Raw genomic sequence first — 18851 nt, forward strand, 5'->3', positions numbered from 1 at the left:
GTCATGCCCACCTTCGAGCAGCTCCTCAACGCCCGGCTCGGCCCGCTCGACACCGCGGTCACCCAGTGGACCGAGATGATCACGAAGCTGACGGAGCTTCAGACCGATGCGAAAGCCATGAAGTCCAAGGCCGACAAGGCCACTTGGAGGGGCGAGAACGCCACCGTCACCAAGGAGTTCGTCACCAAGTCGGCCAAGGAGTTCAGCGACGCAGTCATCGAGGCCACGTCCGTGCGCGACCTCCTCAAGGACGCCCACGCCCTCCTCAAGACCGCGCAGAGCGACCTCAAGGACGCGTACGAGAACCCGCCGCCGGGCATCACCATCTACCCCGACGGCGTCCTCAGTCACCGCGTCCACCCCGACCGCCGGTCCGCCGACAACACCGATCCCATCGCCACCGAGGCGCAGTTCGACGCGCTGCGCGGCAAGCTCGAAGGCATCCTGAAGCGCGCCAACGAGGCCGACGAGCTCTGCGCCTGGGGCCTGCGCGCGCTGATCCAGAACCACCCCAACGACTTCGGCAGCGCCAGCCTCAGTGGTGTCGCGGACGCGAAGAAGATGCGCGCCGAGGAGAAGCAGCAGACGGAGAACGGCCGCGAGGCCGCCAAGCTCTACGCCCGCTGGGAACATCTCGACGACAAGGAGCGCGAGCGGCTGCTCACACTTGCCGAGGGTGGCAAGGACTCACCGGCGTTCTCCGCCGCCCTCATGCAGAACCTCAGCTACAACGGCCGGGACCAGCAGGAGGCGGTGCTGCTGCTGGCCGGCAGCCTGGAGGGCGGTGGCCGCGACGGCCACGTCTCCGCGACCGACGCCCGCCTCTACAAGGCCCTGTCCGGCAGCCTCGCCACCGCCACCGGCCCGGACTCCCCGATCGGCTCGCCCGGCGGGGTCGCCTCCGCCTGGACCGACCGGCTCATCGCCACGGCCCGCGACGGCAACGGCCTGCCCGCACGGCACCCCGGGGCGCTCAAGGGTGGCTCCGACGGCTGGAACGCCCTCACTCATCTGATGGCCGCCGACGCCGGGGACGACGTGAAGTACGACCCGGAGACCAAGGGGTCCTCGCCCTGGAACAAGGACAAGGGCGACCCGGTCTACAGCGATGCCTTCCTGACCGAGGTCGGGGACTCCATCCGTGAGTGGGAGACCAACAACAAGGGCGCCTACCGCGAGGACTACATGAAGGCGTGGCAGGGCACCCAGGCCGACCCGATGAAGGGGCTGCTGAACGCGATGAGCCGCAACCCGTCCGCCGCCACCCACTACTTCGACCCGAACACCACGGACAACCTGCAGTACTTCATGGAGGACCGGGACTGGCCCGGTGCCGACGTCCAGGACAAGATGCCGGACGAGACCCAGTACACTTCGGCCCGCGCCGAGCTGGGCGGGGCCCTGGAAGCGGCGGCGACCGGCCGGGCGCCGGGCACTCCCCTGAATCCTGTCGGCACCCACCACGACGGCGCACAGGCCGCGATCTTCGAGCGGGTGATGGACGAATACGCCGAGGCGACGAAGAAGGACCAGAGCGCCGTCCCCGTCTCCCTGCGCGTGCCGATGGCCGACATGATCGGCGACTACGCCTCCGACGTGCATCAGGTCCTCGGCAAGAATATGGACGGAAGCACCGACTTCAACAACCTCACCATCGACCGGGGAGACCTGACCCGGATCATCCGGTCCACCGCCGAGGACCCCAACGCCTTCGGCGTCATCCACGCCTCGCAGACGGCGGTCGTCGCGGAGGGGCTGCAGCGCTTCCCGGAGGAGTCGTTCCGCAAGGAGGACCCCGAGCTGCGCGCCTGGGTCAAGCAGTCCTCGGCGGTGCTCGGCCATCTCGACGGCGTGCGCGGCGACGTCATCTACGACCTCGGCCAGGAGAAGAAGGACGCGGCCGCCTGGAACAAGATGATGAACTACCACGTCTACGGAGCGCCGCTGACCCCCATCCCGGTCATCGGTGACGTGGCCCAGCGTGCGGTCGACGTCGGCACGGCCGCGTACATGAACGATCTGAACACCAAGATCGATGCCGATACCCGCAACAACATGATCAACCACTATGACAACGGCGAGCGGCAAATGTACGCCATGCTGCGGAAGACGGCGATGAAGAGGGGGCTCACGGAGGGCGAACTGGACGCAAGCCCCGGCGAGTACGAGGACGGCATCCAGCCGACGGCCCAGCAGTGGTACCAGAGCGGCATCAAGGACGCCGACATGAAGATGGGCGAGCGGTAGTGAACAGAAAGTACCTGGTGCTTCCGGCCGTGCTCCTGGTCGCAGCGGCCGTCGTCGCCGCGATCCAGCTCTGGCCCAGTCCGCTGAAGGACCTCCGCGCGAAGAACCTGTGCCTGGGGATGCTCACGGAGGAGACGGCGGGCCTGCTCTACGACCGCAAGGGCGGCAAGCTGGTCGTGGACGAGTTCCAGCCCGGCAAGGACGACAAGGAATCCAAGGACAAACGGACGGACCCGGTGTTCTCGACCACCTGCTTCGTCGGACGCGAGACGGACAAGGGCAACAATTTTCGCGGCCAGTACTCCCTCGACGTCCGGTCCACCAACACCCTGAACGAAGCCTTGAAGGGCGCCAGCCCGTTCACCGACGGCGGGTCCGGGTGGGTGAGCCCCCGGCAGAGCGAGGTCCAGCTTCCCGCCTCCTGCCCGAAGAAGATGAGGACGACCGATGAGTACGTCACCATCGTCCTGAAGGTCGCGCCCGGCGTCGTCGTGGCGGAGGACTGGGACGACGCCGCCCTGATCGAAGCCTCCCGCCCGATCGTCCAGGAGGCTGTCGCCAACCTCACCAAGCAGTACGAGTGCGGCTGACCGGACCGCAGCCGTGACCGATCGGTCACGGCTGCGGTCCGGTCGCGGCCGGGGCGCCGCCGCGACCGCTGTTACGAGCGGCGCACCCGCGCAGCCAGTCTGCTGCCGAGGCGTCGCCCGAAGCCGCTCCGGCGGTTCCAGGCGCGGAACGCCTCGGCGGTGCGGCTGCTGCCGAGGCGTTCCGCGGCCTCCTCGACCGCCGTCAGGCCGGCGGTCGGCAGGGACCGCACCGCCGGCCTCAGCACCTCCTCCAGCAGCGCCGTCCGGGTCTCGGTCCAGGCGGTGCCCGCGTGCGGGTGGGAGTTCCATACGGTGAAGCAGTCCGCCGCATACGCCGGGTCGGCGCGGAGGCGGGCGAGGATCGGCGCCCCGCGGGCGGCTCGGCCGTAGGAGGTGATGAGGTCGGCGTCGCCGCTGTGGACGAACGCGTAGAGCTCGGTCTCGGGCCGGTCCGGGGCGAGCAGCCGTTCGGCCAGGGCGTTCGACGCCTGGTCGAGGACGCCGGGTTCGACCGGTTCGGCCCCGGCGCGCAGCTCGCGGGCCCGTTCGGCCCAGCCGGGCTCCGCCGCACCCGACCGCAGGTCCCGTGCGAACTCCAGGAGCAGCAGGGATCCGCGTGCCCGCGCGTCGATGTCCTGCGGGAAGCCGCGCAGCAGGTCATGGGCGAGTTCGGGGGCCTCCTCGTCATCGGCACATGCGCCGAGCGCGGCGGCGACGAGGACAGGCCAGGTGCCGGCCGTGCGGTGCGCGTCGGAGGTGGTCGCGGCCAGCAACTGCCGTGCCTCGGACGCGGTGGGCGTGCCGACGCCCCACACCAGCCCCACCCCGGTCCGCAGCACCAGCGGTTCGGTGAACGGCGACAGGCCCCCGGCGCGGAGCACCGCGTGCAGTGCCCGCATCCGGTCGTCACCGGCGCCCGCCCTGGCGTCCGGCGCGGCGGCGCACATCCGCAGATGCGGCAGCGCCTGTGCCCCGGTGAACGGCAGGGCGACACAGGCCAGCAGCCGTTCCGCCGCCGCAGGTGCGTGCGGTGCGAGCCCGTCCAATGCGCCCAGCAGCGCGGTGCGGACGTCGAACTGCTCGTCCAGGAGGCCCAGCAGCGCCCGTGCGCAGTCGCCCGCCCCCTCGTCCAGCAGCGAGCGTGCCATGCGGTGCACGACATCGGGGAGCAGATCCGCGCAGTCCACCTCCAGCAGCCGTACGATCCGCAGCAACTGCACCGTGCGGCCGACACCTCGGCCGGGTGCGCCGTCCATGTACGGCGTGCCGTCGGCCAGTTCCGTACGCAGATCGCCACCCAGGGCCGTGACGAGCGAGGCGGCGACGCGTTCACCGTCCGGTCCGGTGAAGGCGGTCCGCGCGGGTGGTTCCGAGGTGGCGTCGCCGCCACGTACCGCCTCGGTCACCAGCAGGGCGCCGAGGGACGCCGTGACGGCCGACGGGGAACGGCCGTCCAGTGCCGTCAACAGCCGTGAGACGCACGAGAGTTCGTGAGTCGTATGGTCGATGCCGGGAGCGGTCAGCGTCTCGGTCAGCAGACGGGTGCGGTTCTCGTCGAGCGCGTACGGCCGGTCGGCGGCCCAGTCGGCCGCCGCCGCACGGCCATCGGCCCCGAGAGGGATGCCCGCGCAGAGCGCCGTCACGGCGAGCGGTCCGGCGGAGAACGGTGCGCCCGGCAACTCGGCCGCATCCCGGAACAGTTCGGGGGACCGGTTCCGCCAGATGCGAGCACAGGTCTCGGCCCAGACGTCGTCCACGGCCTCCTCCGGGCGCGCCCCGGCGCAGATGTGCACCCGTAGCGCGGGGTCGACGGCTGCATCCTGGCCGGATGCGTCCGAAGGCGCGTCCGGGCTCGGCGCGTTCTGACCCGGTGCGTCCTGGGGCAGCACGCCGACGACCTGGTGCGGGGAGTCGGCGGGGCGGCGCGTATAGGTCGTGAACGTGAGACGGTGCGCATGTTCCGAGGGGAGTACGGCCCCGGCGAGGGCGAGCCACCGCGCGACGTCGGCGCTCTGCCGTTCCACCAGGACCACCCGTGCCGACGACGGCTCCTCGCACACCCGGCGCAGATCGGCGAAGACCGCCGCCAGCCAGGGGCTTCGGGAGACCGCGAAGTCGTTCAGCGCCTCCGCTCCGAAGAGCGAGGAGGCCGGAAGGGCGGATATCCGGCCGAGCGCTCCGCCGTCCGGCGGGGTGGCGGCCCAGTTCGGCGACCGCCATGCGGTGATCGGCAAGGCGTCGCCCGGTAGCCGCGTACCGGCTGGGAGATGCACCGCGTGCGTGTGGAAGCCGACGGTCTCCTGCCCGGCGACGGCGACCGTGCGGCTCAGCAGATGACCGCCGTCGGACAGCGCGCTGAAGCCGAACGCCTCGGGAAACGATCGGATTTCTTCGGTCGTCGGGTGGTGCGAAGCCCCTGCCGGAGGTTCGTAGCCGAGGAGCTGCTCGGCGTCGGCCAGCACCTGCGTGGGCAGTCCGGCGCTGACCGCCGTGAACCGTGCGCCGCCCCCGGCGCCACCCGCGCAGGCAGGGGCAGAGGTGTAGTGCAACTGCGCGAGGCTCATGCGTCGGCCCTCTTCGTCCATGCCACGGCCTCCCCGTGCCGGACAGCACCCCCGCTCCGTCGGCGCTGCCGAGGGCGGGCCGTACGGGTCGCGGGGACGACCCCGGCGGGGAGCGGGTCCGCGATCGCGGGAGCGACGCTATCAAGGACGCAACTCCCTTACGTACCCCGCTGGATGGACGCACTCGCGACCGGAGGCGGACACCGCCACGAGTCCCGGCGTTCATGCCCGGGTCATCCGGAGCCGGGCGCGAGGCAAAGGCGCGTTCAGTGCTCCTTCATCACTCGAATGGCCTACGCACCCGGGGCGTCTCCGGTCGTTGAGCGTCATCGGATTGAACGATCCCCCTGGGGCACCGCGATCCGGGCCCGAGGGTCGCCCTCCGTATAGGAGTTACTCGAATGAACCTCAAGTCTCTCTCCGTGGTGGCCGCCGTTCTCGCCCTGTCCGGTCCGGCCGGTGCCGCGACGGCGAGCGCGGTGCCCGGCACCGTCTCCGGCGACGGCGGCAACCGCATCGGCACCCTGCGGGCCAACGGCGACGCCTATGTGAAGGAGGGCGGCCTCAGCGCGCCATGGGTCCTGGAGCGCGACGACGTCAAGCAGATCACGCTGTCCGGAAACCGCATCGGTGTGCTCACGGGCGCCGGTACCGCCTGGGTGAAGGAGGGCGGTCTGAGCGCCAACTGGGTGCGGGAGGCCGGCGACGTCAAGCAGATCGCCCTGGCGGGCAACCGCATCGGTGTCCTGAAGGACAACGGCGAGGCATACGTGAAGGAGGGTGGCCTCAGCGCGAGTTGGGTCAAGGAGGCCGACAAGGTCAAGGAGCTGGAGCTGTCCGGCAACCGCATCGGCATCGTCAAGGGCAACGGCCAGGCGCATGTGAAGGAGGGCGGCCTCAGCGCGAACTGGGTCAAGGAGGCCGACGACGTCATCGGCATCGACCTGGCGGGCAACCGCATCGGTGTCCTCACCGCCAACGGAGCCGCCTGGGTGAAGGAGGGCGGCCTCAGTGCCAACTGGGTGCGGGAGGCCGACGACGTCATCCAGCTCGAACTGTCCGGCAACCGCATCGGCATCCTGAAGGACACAGGCGACGCGTACGTGAAGGAGGGCGGACTGAGCGCCAACTGGGTTCACGAGTACACCCACGCCATCCAGATCGCCCTGTCCGGCAAGCGCATCGGCGTCCTCAAGGGTGACGGCGCGGCCCGGGTCAAGGAAGGCGGCCTCAGTGCGTCGTGGGTCCTGGAGGCGGACAACGTCACCGAACTCGCCCTGTCGTGACGTGCGGGTCCGACGATTGACCTCGGGACCTCCGACCTCGGGACCTCCGACCTCGTGACCCCCTGACTCCGGACCTCTGAGTCCTGACCGTTGTTCCGATAACCACCGTGCCGCGTACCGGAGTCGATCCGGTGCGCGGCACGGTGCCGTTCGGGCCCCGCGCTGTCGGTTCGGACGCTCACGGCGTACACGATGAAATCGGTCCATGTGGTGGGGGCGAGGGCGGGTCCTGGTCGAGGCGTTGGCCGACCGTTGGACGGTGCTGGAGCGCGTACCGTCACCGGGGAAGACCATCCGCGCCGAACTGGATGTGCCATAGCGCACGCCGTGGCAGACGCTCCGGCTCCGGCGCGTCCCGGCATGCCCCTGCGCGTCCCGGAGCGCCCCGGTGCCGCGCCACCCCGGAGCACGGGGCGGCACCGGGACGTGTCGGTGGCCCCGGGATGCGCCGGTGGTGGCCTCAGGGAAGTTGAGCAGTGATCACGGTCACCGTGCAGACCAGCGCACCGGAGACGAGCGTGGGAACGGCGAACGTGAGCACGCGCAACCAGGTGTGCGAGCCGCGGGCCACGGGGAGCCGATGCCATACGCGGACGGAGGCTGCTGCCGCGAGCGCCAGCAGTCCGATGCCGATCGGCCAGACGACGGTGGGGACATGACCCCATTCGCCGATGCGCAGGGAGAGCAGGGACAGGGCGGCTCCGGTGACCAGCAGCGAGATCACCTTGAGCCGGTCCAGGGGCCGGGAGAGGCGGCTGCGGCGCGGCCGGACGACACCCACGAGGACCAGTGCGGGGGCGCCCGCAGCGAGCAGGAGCGTCAGCGCGATGAACGCCGGATGCGGCGACTGCGGTTCGTCGAACTCCGGTGCGGCTATGCCCAGCAGCGAGAATCCGATCTTCTCGACCGGTGTGCGGGTGGAGTTCGCGAGAACGACGACGGCGCGCCCGTCGTCGGTCTTGGCGACAAAAGTGCGGGAGCCGTTGGTCAGGCCGTTGTGCCAGCTGACGGAGGTGCCCGCAGCTTTCCAGATCTGCCAGCCCAGACCTATCCGGCCGTCGTGCTTCGCGTAGTCAGGGACGTCCGCCAGGGGCATGTGGGTACGGGCCAGAGCCTTGGGTGCGGACGGGCTCCGGCCGGCGGTGAGGAACTTGACGAGGTCGGCGCTGGTGGTCCAGGTGCCCGTACCGACCGCTGCCCAGGGGAGGTTGGTGAAGGGGACGGTGGGAACGCCCGCGGTGCTGTGCGGCAGCGCCGCGCCGCGCGGGGTGCCGGCGGTGTCGCGGATGGTGGTGTCGTGCATGCCGAGCGGGTCCAGGACGCGAGCGCGCAACGCGGTGCCGTAGTCGCGTCCGTCGACCTCGGCCAGGGTTTCGGCGAGGACGGCGTACCCGAGGTTGGAATACGCGAAGGAGGGACGCGCACCGGGACCGACGCCTGTCAGCGTGGCGAGGGTGCGCATGGGGTCGCTGAGCGCCGCGTAGCCGTTGCCCCCGAGGAGATGGATGGCCATGGCGCGGACGAAGGCCGGGTCCTGAGGGGGTATGGACGGCAGTCCGGCCGTGTGCGTGGCCAGCTGCCGGATGGTGATCGCACCGACGGCGGGGTCCGCGAAACGGACATCGGGCCACAGCTCGGCGAGCGTGTCCGTGAGTGTGATCTTCTTCGCCTCCAGCAGTTCGGCGAGCAGCGTGGCGGTCAGCACCTTCTGCACCGATCCCGTCTCGAAGGCGGTGTCGGGCGTGACGGGTGTGGAGCCGTCGGTGGTGCCCAGGGCTGCCCGGGTCGTCCTTCCTCTATTGACGAGGGCGACGGACAGGCCCACCGAACCGCCCGCGCTCCGACCGTCCGGGAGCAGCTCGGCGACACGGCCGGCGAGAGCGGCGTCACCGGTGGTGCGGGACGTGACCCCGGCGCTGCCGGGCGAGGCCAGGAACGCGACGACCAGGGCGAGCGACGCGGCGGCGAACGCCCACCACATACTTCTTGGGCGTCCTGGGCGTCCTGGGCGTCCTGGGCTCCTCGTGTTTCTCCTGCTTCTCGTGGTTCGTGTGCTGCTCGGATTTCGCGTGCTTGTCGGACGGCCGTCGTGGCCGTTGCGGAACGCGGGCATGGGACTTCCTCTCGGGCCGCATCGGACGGCCCCGGCCGGTGAATTCCACGTTCGCCCAGGTCACAGCGGCGCCGCGTCGGCCGTCCGGCCCGTAATCGGCACCCTGGAAATAGCCATTCGGCCACCGTGCCGGGCCCACTTCCCGACGTACAGTGCGGAACATGCACAACCAGTCAGCTGCCCGGTTCCGGCCGGGCGGCACGATCAAACTGCCCACCCCTCGGGTCCTGCTGTTCGGCTCGGCGGCGGTCCTGCTCCTGTTCGCCCTCCTCGTCGATGTCGACAGGCTGCGCGGCCTGAGCCCCGGGGGCGCCGGTCTGGGCCCCGGGGGCATCGACGGCGCGCTGTTCCTGGGGTCGGGCGCGATCGCCGCCGCGCTGGTGGTGTGGGCGCTGCGCCCGGGGACCTCGCCCGGGGCGACCGCCGCCGCGGCGACCGGGGCGCTCGTCGCCTCCCTCGCCGCCTCGGCCGGTTGTCGGCTGCTGTCGACGGGACACCAGCCGATCGGTTTCACGGAAGCGGCGGCCACCGCCCTGATCGTCCCGGTTGTCGCGTACCGCTGCCGCTCATGGCTCGTCGCGGGCGTCTCGGTCCTCACATTCGTCGCGATGCTCGCCTCTTCGCAACGCGCGGGACACCCACTGGACCCGGACAACGCGCTCCTCGTCCTCGCCCTCCTCAGCCCGGGTTTCGCCCTGCGCTGGCGCGACGAGCGGCGTGCCTGGCACATCGAGCGCGCGCTCCGGCAGGAACGAAACGCCCTCGCCCGTGATCTGCACGACGTCGTCGCCCACCAGGTCACCGGCATCGTGGTCCAGGCACAGGCGCTCCAGCACCTCGCCGCCCGCGACCCCGACACTCTCTCCACCGCTCTCGCCGACATCGAGGACGCCGGAGTGAACGCGCTCACCGCCATGCGCCGCCTGGTCTCCGCCCTGCGCGACGGAGAGCACCCGAGCGCCGGGACGGACCCGCCCACCGCGGTCCTGCGCGCCCTGCATCGCCCTGCCGTCGGGGACCGGCCCGCCGTCTCCGTGGTCCTCGACGACGGGGTGGACCTCGACCGGGTGCCCGGCGAGATCGCCGCCGCCGTGGTGCGCATGGCCCAGGAATCGGTCACCAACGCGGAGCGTCACGCCTGCGGAGTCGGCCGCATCACGGTACGAGTGAGTGTCGGCGAGGGAAGCATCCGGCTCGACGTCCGCGACGACGGCCACGTGGTCCACCGGGCCCACGCCGGTGAGGACTACGGCCTGATCGGTAGCACCGGCACCGGCACCGGCACCAGAACGAGAACCAGCACCAGCACCAGCACTGGCACCGGCAGTGGGCACGGTCCGGTCGGCACCAGGGCCGGCACCGGCGGCGGGTACGGATCGATCGGCACCCGCGGCGGTGGGTACGGGCTGATGGGTAGCGGCGGGGGTGGGTACGGTCTGATCGGTATGGCCGAGCGGGCCAAGCTCCTCGCCGGGACCTTCCACGCGGGACCCGCACCGGACGGTTCCGGCTGGCAGGTCAGCGCAGCCCTTCCAATCAACGCCGACGCGCGGAGGAAGAGGTGACCATTCGTGTACTCGTCGCCGACGACCAGCGCATGGTCCGTTCGGGCTTCCGCTACATCCTGGACGCCGAGCCCGACATCGAGGTCGTGGCCGAGGCGGGGGACGGTCACGAAGCACTCCGCCTCGCCGAGCGGCACCGGCCGGACGTGTGCCTGCTGGACATCCAGATGCCCGGCATCACCGGTCTGGAGGTCACTCGCCGCCTGGCCGCACCGGACGTGGCCGATCCGCTCCGGGTCGTCGTGGTGACCACCTTCGACCTCGACGAGTACGTCTACGAGGCGCTGTACGGAGGTGCCGTCGGCTTCCTCCTGAAGGACGCCGGTCCGACGACGCTCATCGAAGCCGTACGCGCCGCCGCACGCGGCGACGCGATGATCTCCCCGCAGATCACGGTCCGCCTCCTGAAGCACTTCACCGCGGCCGCTCGCCCGACCCGGCAGTCGGGCGAGCCGGGCCATCCGCTCACCAGCCGTGAACTGGAGACCGTCCGGGCCGCCGCGCGCGGCCTCACCAACGCCGAGATCGCCCAGACCCTGTACGTGTCGCTCGGCACGGTGAAGAAGCACCTGGCCGCCGCCCAGCTCAAGCTCGACGTCCGCAATCGCGTCGAACTCGCTGCCTGGGCCCACCGCCATGGACTCGTCCGTGACACGGACGACCCCTCACCCTTCGCCCGGTGATGGTTCTCCCGGGTGGTCGTGGGGGCGGGACGGGCCGGGGTGGGTAGGCAGGAGAGCGGTGGACCGTCCGTCGCTTCCCGCGCCCGTCCCGTACCCGACCCCTTCGAGGAGCCGCCGTGAAATTCGGGGTATCGACCTTCATCACCGACCAGGGCATCAGCCCCACCTCGCTCGGGACCGCCCTTGAGGAGCGCTCGTTCGATTCGTTGTTCATCGCCGAACACAGCCACATCCCGGTGAAACGCGAGACGCCCTATCCCGGCGGGGGAGAGCTGCCGGAGATCTACTACCGGACCCTCGACCCCTTCGTCGCCCTCACCGCCGCCGGGGTGGTGACCGAACGCCTGCTGCTGGGTACCGGCATCGCACTGATCCCGCAGCGCGATCCGATCATCACGGCCAAGGAAGTGGCCTCGCTCGACCTGGTCTCCGGCGGCCGGGTGATTCTCGGCGTCGGCATCGGCTGGAACCGCGAGGAGATGAGGAACCACGGCACCGATCCCACCACCCGCGGTCGACTCACCGACGAGCGGCTGCATGCCATGCGGGACCTGTGGACCGAGGAACAGGCTGAATTCCACGGTGAGTTCGTGAACTTCGCCCCGGTCTTCTGTTGGCCCAAGCCCGTACAGCGCCCTCATCCGCCGATCTACGTCGGTGGCGGCGAGGGTGCGTTCCGTCGGGTGGCGCGGTTCGGAGACGCCTGGCTGGCCCTCGGCGAGTCGCCCGAGAAGCTCGGTCCGCAGATCGAGCGGCTGCGGGACCTCGCCGACCGGGAGGTGCCGGTGGCGGTCTACGGCGTGCCCGACGACCCCGAGCAGGTCGAGGGATACGGCCGTCTGGGGGTCGAGCGGCTGTTGTTCTACGTGCCGACGATGCCCGAACGGGAGACTCTGGAACACCTGGACCGGCTGGCCGGGCTCGTCGCGCGGTACAGCTGAGGCACGGGGGCTGCGCCCGCGCGGCGTGTGCGCCGTCCCGCGTTGCGCGTGCTGTCCGCACGTGCGGTGCGTCCTGTCCGCACGTGCAGTGCGTGCTGTGCGTGCTGTGCTCGGGTGCCGTGCGGGCCGGGCCCGCGTGTCGTCCGTGCTGTGCCCAGGCGCCGCGTTCGCCCTGATGCCCTGGCTGCTGGGCGTGTGTGCTGTGAGTGCTGGAAGGGGTGCGATGCCCGCTCTGACGAGCGTCGAGGCGCGGGAGCTGTTCGCCGCGGCGCGTGTCGCCCGCCTGGCGACGGCCGACGCGTCGGCCCGCCCACATGTGGTGCCGGTGGTGTTCGCCCTGGACGGCGATGTGCTGGTGCTGGCCGTGGACCACAAGCCGAAGCGGACGACGCGGTTGAAACGCCTGGCGAACATCACGGCCAATCCGCCGGTCTGTCTTCTCGTCGACCACTACGAGGACGACTGGGAACGCCTGTGGTGGGTCCGGGCCGACGGGGAAGCCCGTGTGCTCCCGCCGCCGGACCGGTCCGGCGAGGCGGCCCGGCGCGTCGGAGCGCTCGTGGCGAAGTACTCCCAATACGCGGGCCGGTCACCGGAGGGGCCCGTCATCGAGGTCGCGGTCATGCGCTGGAGCGGTTGGCGCGCGGCGTGACAGGACAGCACCCGACAGCCGCCCCCCTCACCGCACCCGCCTATCGCCCCCTGCGCGTCGGGGGCGCGCACCCTCGCCCGCACACCCCCGACCGGGGGCATGCGGCCGGGGGTGTGCGGGCGAGGCCGTCAGGAACGGGTCGCGCCCTCCCGTACCGACACCGTCACGTGCTGGACGCGCATCGGGTGGCCCGGTTCGGTGCGCGGGCCCACCGTGGCGCCGTCGGTGGACGGGAGCATCCCGCCCATGGCGACGTTCAGGACCAGGAACATGCCCTGCTGTACGGCCCTGTCCCAAGTGCGCGTGTCCATACGGGACTTTGCGACATGGTGGTACGCACGCCCGTCCACGTACCAGCGCACCTCCTCGGCGCCGGGCGCCGTCCGGTCGACCTCGACCGCGTACGTGTGAAAGGCGCTACGGCAGCCGGGGCACGGCTGCGGCCGCGAGGTGAGGCCCACGGGCTCCTCACAAGGACCGCCCTCCAGGACGCCGCAGTGCATGGTGCCGAACACGGTGTCGCGGCCGTTGACGGACTCCATGATGTCGAGTTCCCCGACGCCCGGCCATCCGGTGTAGCCGTCGCGCAGCTTCGCGCCCAGGGTCCAGAAGGCGGGCCAGTACCCGGCCGCCGCGCGGCCCGTGACGTCCGGCAGCGCGATCGACGCCTCGATCCGCAGCGCACCGCCGGGCGGCGCGGCGAAGTCCGCCCGCCTGGACTCGATCCGGCCCGAATACCACCTGCCGTTCCTGAGCGTCGGGACGATCTCCAGCGAACCCTTCCCGTCCAGGCGGACGTTGTCCGTCGAGTCGGTCATGGTCTCGACCTCGCCGGTGCCCCACTGCGGGGCGGGGCAGCCGGGGTAGCAGGTGCCGAGGTCGTACGTCCAGTTCTCGGCGGACGGCCGACTGCCCGCAGGCCCGTCGAAGTCGTCGTGCATGACCCGCCGCCAGCCGGTGCCGCCGGCGCCTCCCGTACCTCCGGTGCCCCCGTCACCTCCGTCGGGCCCCGTGGCGGGCGAGGCGGCGGGCAGGGCGCCGATGTCCGTGAGGAGCCGTTCGAGCCGGGGCGCCAGGACCACCGCGGCGACGTTCGTCAGATGGGCGTCGTCCCGGTACAGCAGGATCCGGTCCCGTACGGCGGGGCAGGTCGCCCCCTTCTCCGGGCACAGGACCGGATTCACCGAGACGCCCCGCACCCCCGGCGTCCGCCCGTCGGCGATGCTCCGCGCCAGTGGGTCGGGCCACCGGGCGGTGTCGCGGTCGAACGCACAGGCCGCGGGATCCGTGGGGTGGCCGGACACACACGCGGGGATGTCCGTGCCGGGAATCGGGGTGTCCTCCAGGTACACGATCGGGGCACCGAGCGCGCGCAGCTTCTTCAACGTCTTCTCCCAGCCCCGGGCGAGGAGATTTCGGTCGTCGGTGTAGCGGTTGAGGGAGGAGATCACGACGAGGCGGGGCTTCGGGCCCCGCCGTAGCCGGTCCAGGGAATCCGCCCGCCAGGTGTCGCACTCGTGATAGGTGCGCCCCAACTGTGGGTTGACCACGTTCAGTTCGGGAAGAGGGCAGCCCTGCTTAACCAACTCCTGGAGGGCCCAGCCGCGTTCGGCCGCCAGGGCGAGCATCGGGGAGAACCACTGCCCGGCATGCGAATCGCCGAGCAGTACGATCCGGTCCTCGCTGTCCGCGGCGCCGAACAGGCACGGAGGGCTGCTCGTCACCGCGGGGGCCACCTCGCACGCCCCGTCCGGCGGAAAGTCCTTGCGCGCCTGGAGGGGGCTGGGCACCACGGGCCCGTCCCGGAACGGCGTACCGTTCCGCGCCAGCAGGTGCGGTCCCTCGGCCGCACCCGGCGGCAGGCCCTTCACGTCCACCGGGGCGGCCGGGCCGAGCAGGCGCAGTGCCGTCGTCCCCGTCACCAGGGCCAGGGCGACCGGGAGGACGACCGCAGCGACACCCACCGACAGTCCGCGCCGGGGGAGTTCGGTCACCGTCCTGTTGCGGCGCAACGGACGTTCGACCCAGCGCATGGTGGCCAGCGCGGGCAGTACGGACGCCAGGGTCAGTGCGACCTTGGCCGGCCGGCCCAGTGTCCCCAGGTGCGCCTCGGCGAGCACGAGCACGGGCCAGTGCCACAGGTAGAGGGTGTACGAGAGCCGCCCGAGCGCCCGGGGCCCCCGGGCCGCCAGCAATCGGCCGATGCCGTAGGCGATTTGGGCATCGGGGGCGGACTTCCCGGGACGACGTCCGGGTGTGCCGGCCAGGATGATCGCCGCCGTCGCGAGCGTCGGGACGAGGGCCGCGTATCCGGGGTACGGCGTCGATGCGTCGTAAGCCGTCATGCACCACACCAGGGCCGCCGCCCCGCCCCAGCCGCTCAGCAGGCGCAGCGGGCGCGGGCCGCGCAACAGATGCCACGGAAGCAGCGCCAGCAGCGCGCCGACCCCGAACTGCCAGACGCGCGAAGGGGTCCCGAGGTAGGCCATCGGCGCGGAGTCGCCCGTCCAGTGCTGCGCGAGAGCGAACGAGGCGAGCGTGAGCAGTACGGTCACGGCCGTCACCAGGGACCGTACGGCCCGGCCCCTGCGCACCGCCCTCGTGGCGGCGTACACGCACCCGGCGAACAGGGGCGCCCAGACGAGATAGAACTGTTCCTCCACCGCCAGCGACCAGAAATGCAACAGCGGGCTCTGGTCCTGACCGGCGGCGAGATAGTCGGTCTTCTGTTGCACGAAACGCCAGTTGGCGAGGGACAGCGCCGCCGCCACGACATCGTGCTCCAGGTCGGTGCGGCGCAGCGGGACGGTGAGCCAGGCACCGGCGAGCGCGACCGCGGCGAGGACGACGGCGGCGGACGGGAGCAGCCGGCGGGCCCGACGGGAGAAGAACTCGCCCAGCCGGACGCGCCCGGTCGTGACGGCCTCCCGCACCAGCAGCCCGGTGATCAGGTATCCGGAGATGACGAAGAAGACGTCGACGCCGACGAATCCACCGGCCATCCCTGGCACGGCGGCGTGGAAGAGCAGGACACCGAGCAGCGCGACCGCGCGCAGGCCCTCGATGTCGGGGCGGAAGCCGGCCGGGTGCGCGTCGGGCCGGGAGGCGTCGTGGTGGGGAACGTGCGGGCCCCGGGGACCGGAGCCGTCCGAGGGAGGTCCGGGAGGTGCGGTGCTCCCACTGCGGACGTCGGTGGGAGTCACGAGGGTGGACATCGGTGTGACGGGCCTTTCAACTCAGCCAGGGGAGCATCGGGTCGACCCAGCCGGACGCGAGCAGAGCGACGAGCAGGAGGGTCGAGGTCGCGGCCAGGGCTTCCGGCCAACGCCGGGGCAGTACGGGGCGCGCGCGGCGTACGCGGGGTGCGCAATCCGTAGGTCCTACGGTCTCCCGCAGGTCCGGCAGGGGCCGGGATGTCTCTCGGGCCGGACGGCGCAGCTCGGCCAACAGGTCCCTGATCAGGGGGAGATTGATCTGGCACTGCACCAACAGGTAGAGCAGGAGCCCCCAGTTGGGCGCCCAGCCGTTGCGCGCCACGGCGAGGACGAGTCCGGCGGCGGCCGCTCCGGTCGAGCAGCCGAGCCAGGCCAGCGAGACGAACACGACCCGGCGAGCCATCGCGCCCTTCGCCCCGCCCGAGACCCCGGTGGGTACCCAGGCGGCGCTGCGTCCGCGCAGGGTGTGCAGGAACGCGGCCCCGGCGGCGACGCTCGTGAGGACGTTGGCGCGGATCACCTCCACCCGCCAGCGGGTCCGGCTGATGCGCGGCAGCAGCACGTGCCAGAGCCAGAGCGGGGCCAGCAGGGGCAGCACGTGCCAGGGCCGAATGTCGTCCGGGTACCCGAACAGCATCACCAGCGGCGGAAGGGGAGCGGCGAAGGTGTTCACCGCGGTGGTCAGGTAGCCGACGATGCCTTCGTAGAAGCACAGTCGCATCCGCCAGGGCGCTCCCATGCGTTTGAGGACGGGGGTGCCCAGCAGGTGCAGATTCCCCATCGCCCAGCGGTACTGCTGGTTGACGAACGAGGCCAGGTTGTCCGGCGAGGTGCCCTTCGCCACCAACACCGGTACGTACAGGGTGCGGAACCCGTGCTCGTGGAGCGCGAGCCCGGTGTACAGGTCCTCGCTGTGGTCGAGTCGCGCGAAACCACCGGCCAGATCGATGGCGCTGCGCCGGTAGACCGCGTTGCTGCCGCAGCAGATGGCGGCGTCGCTGGCGTCCCGGGAGGGCTGGATCCAGCGGAAGAACCACTCCTGGGCCGAACCCGCCGCGCGTTGGATCCAGCCCATCGACTCGTCGGTGTCGAAGCACTGCGGACTCTGCACGATGCCCACGCCGGGGTCGGCGAGGTACGGCACCAGATGGCGCAGGAAGTCGGGGCGCGGCGCGAAGTCGGCGTCCAGGATGGCGATGTGTTCCGCGTTGCTCAGGGTGAGCGCGTGGTTGAGATTGCCGGCCTTCTTGAGGTGCCCCCGGTCGGGGCGCACGACGTAGCGGTAGCCGTACGCGGCGGCCAGTTCGCCGACCTCGGCCCGGTCGGCGTCGTCCAGCACCCAGACGGTCAGCGCCCCGGGCCAGTCGACCGAGGCGACGGCCCGGTAGGCGTTGTCCAGCACGGCGAGCGATTCCCCGCAGGTCGGTAAGTAGAGGTCCACCGTGGGGAGTTCGTCGGGGGTCCAGGCGTGGACGAGCACCTCGTGCGAACGCCTGCTCAGTCTGCGCTGGCGCAGGCTGTTGACCGAGGAGAGTACGAGCGCGACGACGTTGAGGGCGAGCACCGCGAGGAACGCCCACAGGGCCGGGGCGCGCAGGGAGAAGGTGAGCATGGTCGCCGCGGTGAGCACGAAGGCGAGCGAGCTGGCGATGAGCACCCAGCGGCGTTGTGGCCCGAAGTACCAGTAGAGCTCGTGGTCGGACGGAGGCTGAGGTAAGTGGTGGGTCGTCATAAGTCCCCCATGGCTGTGCATGTGGCGGCATCGGGTGACCGTCGAGAGCGCTCACCCTATCGTCAAAGGTGTAGACCATTCATCAAGGGTGTGTTAACTGAGCCGCCTGGTCGGGGCGTCCCTCAAGTGGTCCAGACCTATTCGATCATCTGTGCTCACGTCGTGCGGAATCAGCAGGTCGCGGCGCGGTGAACAGCCGTCCAACTCCTGCTGCGCGAGGGCCGGTGCGCGGTGCCTTCTGCGCCGGGTGTCGCGTGCCTCTTTTCGGGTAGGTCCTCACAACTCGCTTGTGAGTCAAGTGTCTTGATGGGGAAACAATCCCGGCCCGAGTCCTCGGGGCCGGACGCGTGGCCGTAGCATCGACGCGGCGCCGGGGAGACGGTGCCGGGGGAGACGATTCCGGGGTGACGGAGGTGTCCTGTCGTGTCATGGTCCGGGTCCGGGGCGAAGCCCGGGTACGGAGTCCTGGTGGCGGCCCCGCTGCTGATGCTGCTGGTGGCGTGCTCCGGTGGCGGGGAGGGGGCCGACGGAGCAGTGAGGAGCGCCCGCCCGGCCGATGGCGCCGCAACGTCCCCGGCCGGCGATGCGGGAACGACCGGTGGCGCGGGAGTCCCCCGGGCCATCGACGCGGACCCGGCCCGGCTGCCGGCCACCCGTGGGGCGGCGCTCGACCTCGTCCGGCGCGTCATAGCGGACCCCGAGAGCTTCGGGCCCGGAGTCGTGCCGCGCAGCCCGTACGAGAGCGGCCCCGACACCTGGCCCGTACTCGGGGCCGACTGCGTCTGGCGCCAGGAGAAGCCGGCGCCCAGCGTCCTCGCCAGCCTCACTCGCTCCTTCGAGGTGCCCGCCGCCCGGGGGAAGGGGCCGCTGCGGCTCGCCGCGGTCGTGACCGTGCACCGGACACGGGAGGACGCGCGGTGGGAGATGGCCGAGGCCATGGAGGAGACGATGCGCTGTCCGACACAGCAACTGCGGCCGGGCGAACTCGTCGGTTCCATGGTCTCGGGCTCGTTGATGCGGGGGGAGGCCACCCAGAACAACGCCGAGGACGCGCTGACGGAGTTCGGCGAGTACCGGAGTACCGCGCTCGGTGGCCCTCATCCGTATCTGTGGCACCAGACGCAGAGTCTGCAGTTCACCGTGTCCGTGACGGGCAAGGGGGCCAAGGGGTGGTCCGCGGACGACATCGGCGACTTCACGAGCCGGGCCCAGGCCGCCATGGAGGTGCGGCTCGAATCCGCCGTGGAGAAGCAAGGTTGAGGA

12 protein-coding genes and 1 pseudogene are annotated in these 18851 nt (G+C 71.2%); 9 read left to right on the forward strand and 4 right to left on the reverse strand.

What is annotated here, in order from left to right; all coding sequences use genetic code 11:
- Positions 1-3: 3 nt before the first annotated feature.
- Together AB0E67_RS13090 and AB0E67_RS13095 are read left to right on the forward strand one after the other, a co-directional pair.
- Positions 4-2247, forward strand: coding sequence for a DUF6571 family protein (locus AB0E67_RS13090; protein WP_362024994.1), 2244 nt, complete (start codon positions 4-6; stop codon positions 2245-2247).
- On the forward strand, positions 2247-2837 hold the full coding sequence (locus AB0E67_RS13095) for a hypothetical protein (protein ID WP_362024997.1): 591 nt from the start codon (positions 2247-2249) through the stop codon (positions 2835-2837). Before AB0E67_RS13090 ends, AB0E67_RS13095 begins: the two co-directional genes overlap by 1 nt.
- A 71-nt stretch (positions 2838-2908) precedes the next feature.
- Here AB0E67_RS13095 and AB0E67_RS13100 read toward each other — a convergent pair whose 3' ends face one another.
- Positions 2909-5401 (reverse strand): GTPase-associated protein 1-related protein, encoded by a 2493-nt coding sequence (locus AB0E67_RS13100; RefSeq protein ID WP_362025539.1) that lies wholly within the window; start codon positions 5399-5401, stop codon positions 2909-2911.
- A 401-nt stretch (positions 5402-5802) separates the two neighbouring features.
- Here AB0E67_RS13100 and AB0E67_RS13105 point away from each other — a divergent pair, with 401 nt between their 5' ends.
- Positions 5803-6687: a peptidase S1 gene (locus AB0E67_RS13105; protein ID WP_362025000.1), complete on the forward strand. Its 885-nt coding sequence runs from the start codon at positions 5803-5805 to the stop codon at positions 6685-6687.
- Between the two features lie 214 nt (positions 6688-6901).
- Positions 6902-7006: pseudogene (locus tag AB0E67_RS13110) on the forward strand (ATP-binding protein); the annotation flags it as partial.
- A gap of 141 nt (positions 7007-7147) precedes the next feature.
- On the opposite strand, the gene AB0E67_RS13115 reads toward AB0E67_RS13110, so the two are convergent.
- Positions 7148-8668: a serine hydrolase domain-containing protein gene (locus tag AB0E67_RS13115; protein WP_362025002.1), complete on the reverse strand. Its 1521-nt coding sequence runs from the start codon at positions 8666-8668 to the stop codon at positions 7148-7150.
- A 293-nt stretch (positions 8669-8961) separates the two neighbouring features.
- Here AB0E67_RS13115 and AB0E67_RS13120 point away from each other — a divergent pair, with 293 nt between their 5' ends.
- From AB0E67_RS13120 to AB0E67_RS13135, 4 genes are all read left to right on the forward strand, one after another.
- Positions 8962-10365, forward strand: coding sequence for a histidine kinase (locus AB0E67_RS13120; RefSeq protein ID WP_362025005.1), 1404 nt, complete (start codon positions 8962-8964; stop codon positions 10363-10365).
- On the forward strand, positions 10362-11048 hold the full coding sequence (locus AB0E67_RS13125; protein ID WP_362025008.1) for a response regulator transcription factor: 687 nt from the start codon (positions 10362-10364) through the stop codon (positions 11046-11048). Before AB0E67_RS13120 ends, AB0E67_RS13125 begins: the two co-directional genes overlap by 4 nt.
- Positions 11049-11164: 116 nt before the next feature.
- Positions 11165-11989: an LLM class F420-dependent oxidoreductase gene (locus AB0E67_RS13130; RefSeq protein ID WP_362025011.1), complete on the forward strand. Its 825-nt coding sequence runs from the start codon at positions 11165-11167 to the stop codon at positions 11987-11989.
- A 223-nt stretch (positions 11990-12212) separates the two neighbouring features.
- The gene (locus tag AB0E67_RS13135; protein ID WP_362025014.1) at positions 12213-12641 is read left to right on the forward strand and encodes a TIGR03668 family PPOX class F420-dependent oxidoreductase; all 429 of its coding nucleotides are present in this window, start codon (positions 12213-12215) and stop codon (positions 12639-12641) included.
- Between the two features lie 128 nt (positions 12642-12769).
- On the opposite strand, the gene AB0E67_RS13140 is transcribed toward AB0E67_RS13135, so the two are convergent.
- Together AB0E67_RS13140 and AB0E67_RS13145 are read right to left on the reverse strand one after the other, a co-directional pair.
- Positions 12770-15856 (reverse strand): acyltransferase family protein, encoded by a 3087-nt coding sequence (locus tag AB0E67_RS13140; protein ID WP_362025017.1) that lies wholly within the window; start codon positions 15854-15856, stop codon positions 12770-12772.
- A 16-nt stretch (positions 15857-15872) separates the two neighbouring features.
- Positions 15873-17588, reverse strand: a complete 1716-nt coding sequence (locus AB0E67_RS13145; protein WP_362025020.1) for a cellulose synthase catalytic subunit — start codon at positions 17586-17588, stop codon at positions 15873-15875.
- Between the two features lie 423 nt (positions 17589-18011).
- Between AB0E67_RS13145 and AB0E67_RS13150 the strand changes: the two genes are divergently transcribed.
- The gene (locus AB0E67_RS13150) at positions 18012-18848 is read left to right on the forward strand and encodes a hypothetical protein (protein ID WP_362025023.1); all 837 of its coding nucleotides are present in this window, start codon (positions 18012-18014) and stop codon (positions 18846-18848) included.
- The last annotated feature ends 3 nt before the right edge of the window (positions 18849-18851 follow it).

The organism is Streptomyces sp. NPDC032161 (assembly GCF_040636995.1).
GTDB lineage: Bacteria > Actinomycetota > Actinomycetes > Streptomycetales > Streptomycetaceae > Streptomyces.

Excerpts from the sequence above, each read along its gene's own strand:
- AB0E67_RS13090 (WP_362024994.1), top strand. The coding sequence starts at position 4 with ATGCCCACCTTCGAGCAGCTCCTCAACGCCCGGCTCGGCCCGCTCGAC.
- AB0E67_RS13120 (WP_362025005.1), top strand. The coding sequence starts at position 8,962 with ATGCACAACCAGTCAGCTGCCCGGTTCCGGCCGGGCGGCACGATCAAA.
- AB0E67_RS13145 (WP_362025020.1), bottom strand. The coding sequence starts at position 17,588 with ATGACGACCCACCACTTACCTCAGCCTCCGTCCGACCACGAGCTCTAC.
- AB0E67_RS13140 (WP_362025017.1), bottom strand. The coding sequence starts at position 15,856 with ATGTCCACCCTCGTGACTCCCACCGACGTCCGCAGTGGGAGCACCGCA.
- AB0E67_RS13105 (WP_362025000.1), top strand. The coding sequence starts at position 5,803 with ATGAACCTCAAGTCTCTCTCCGTGGTGGCCGCCGTTCTCGCCCTGTCC.
- AB0E67_RS13100 (WP_362025539.1), bottom strand. The coding sequence starts at position 5,401 with ATGAGCCTCGCGCAGTTGCACTACACCTCTGCCCCTGCCTGCGCGGGT.
- AB0E67_RS13135 (WP_362025014.1), top strand. The coding sequence starts at position 12,213 with ATGCCCGCTCTGACGAGCGTCGAGGCGCGGGAGCTGTTCGCCGCGGCG.
- AB0E67_RS13115 (WP_362025002.1), bottom strand. The coding sequence starts at position 8,668 with ATGTGGTGGGCGTTCGCCGCCGCGTCGCTCGCCCTGGTCGTCGCGTTC.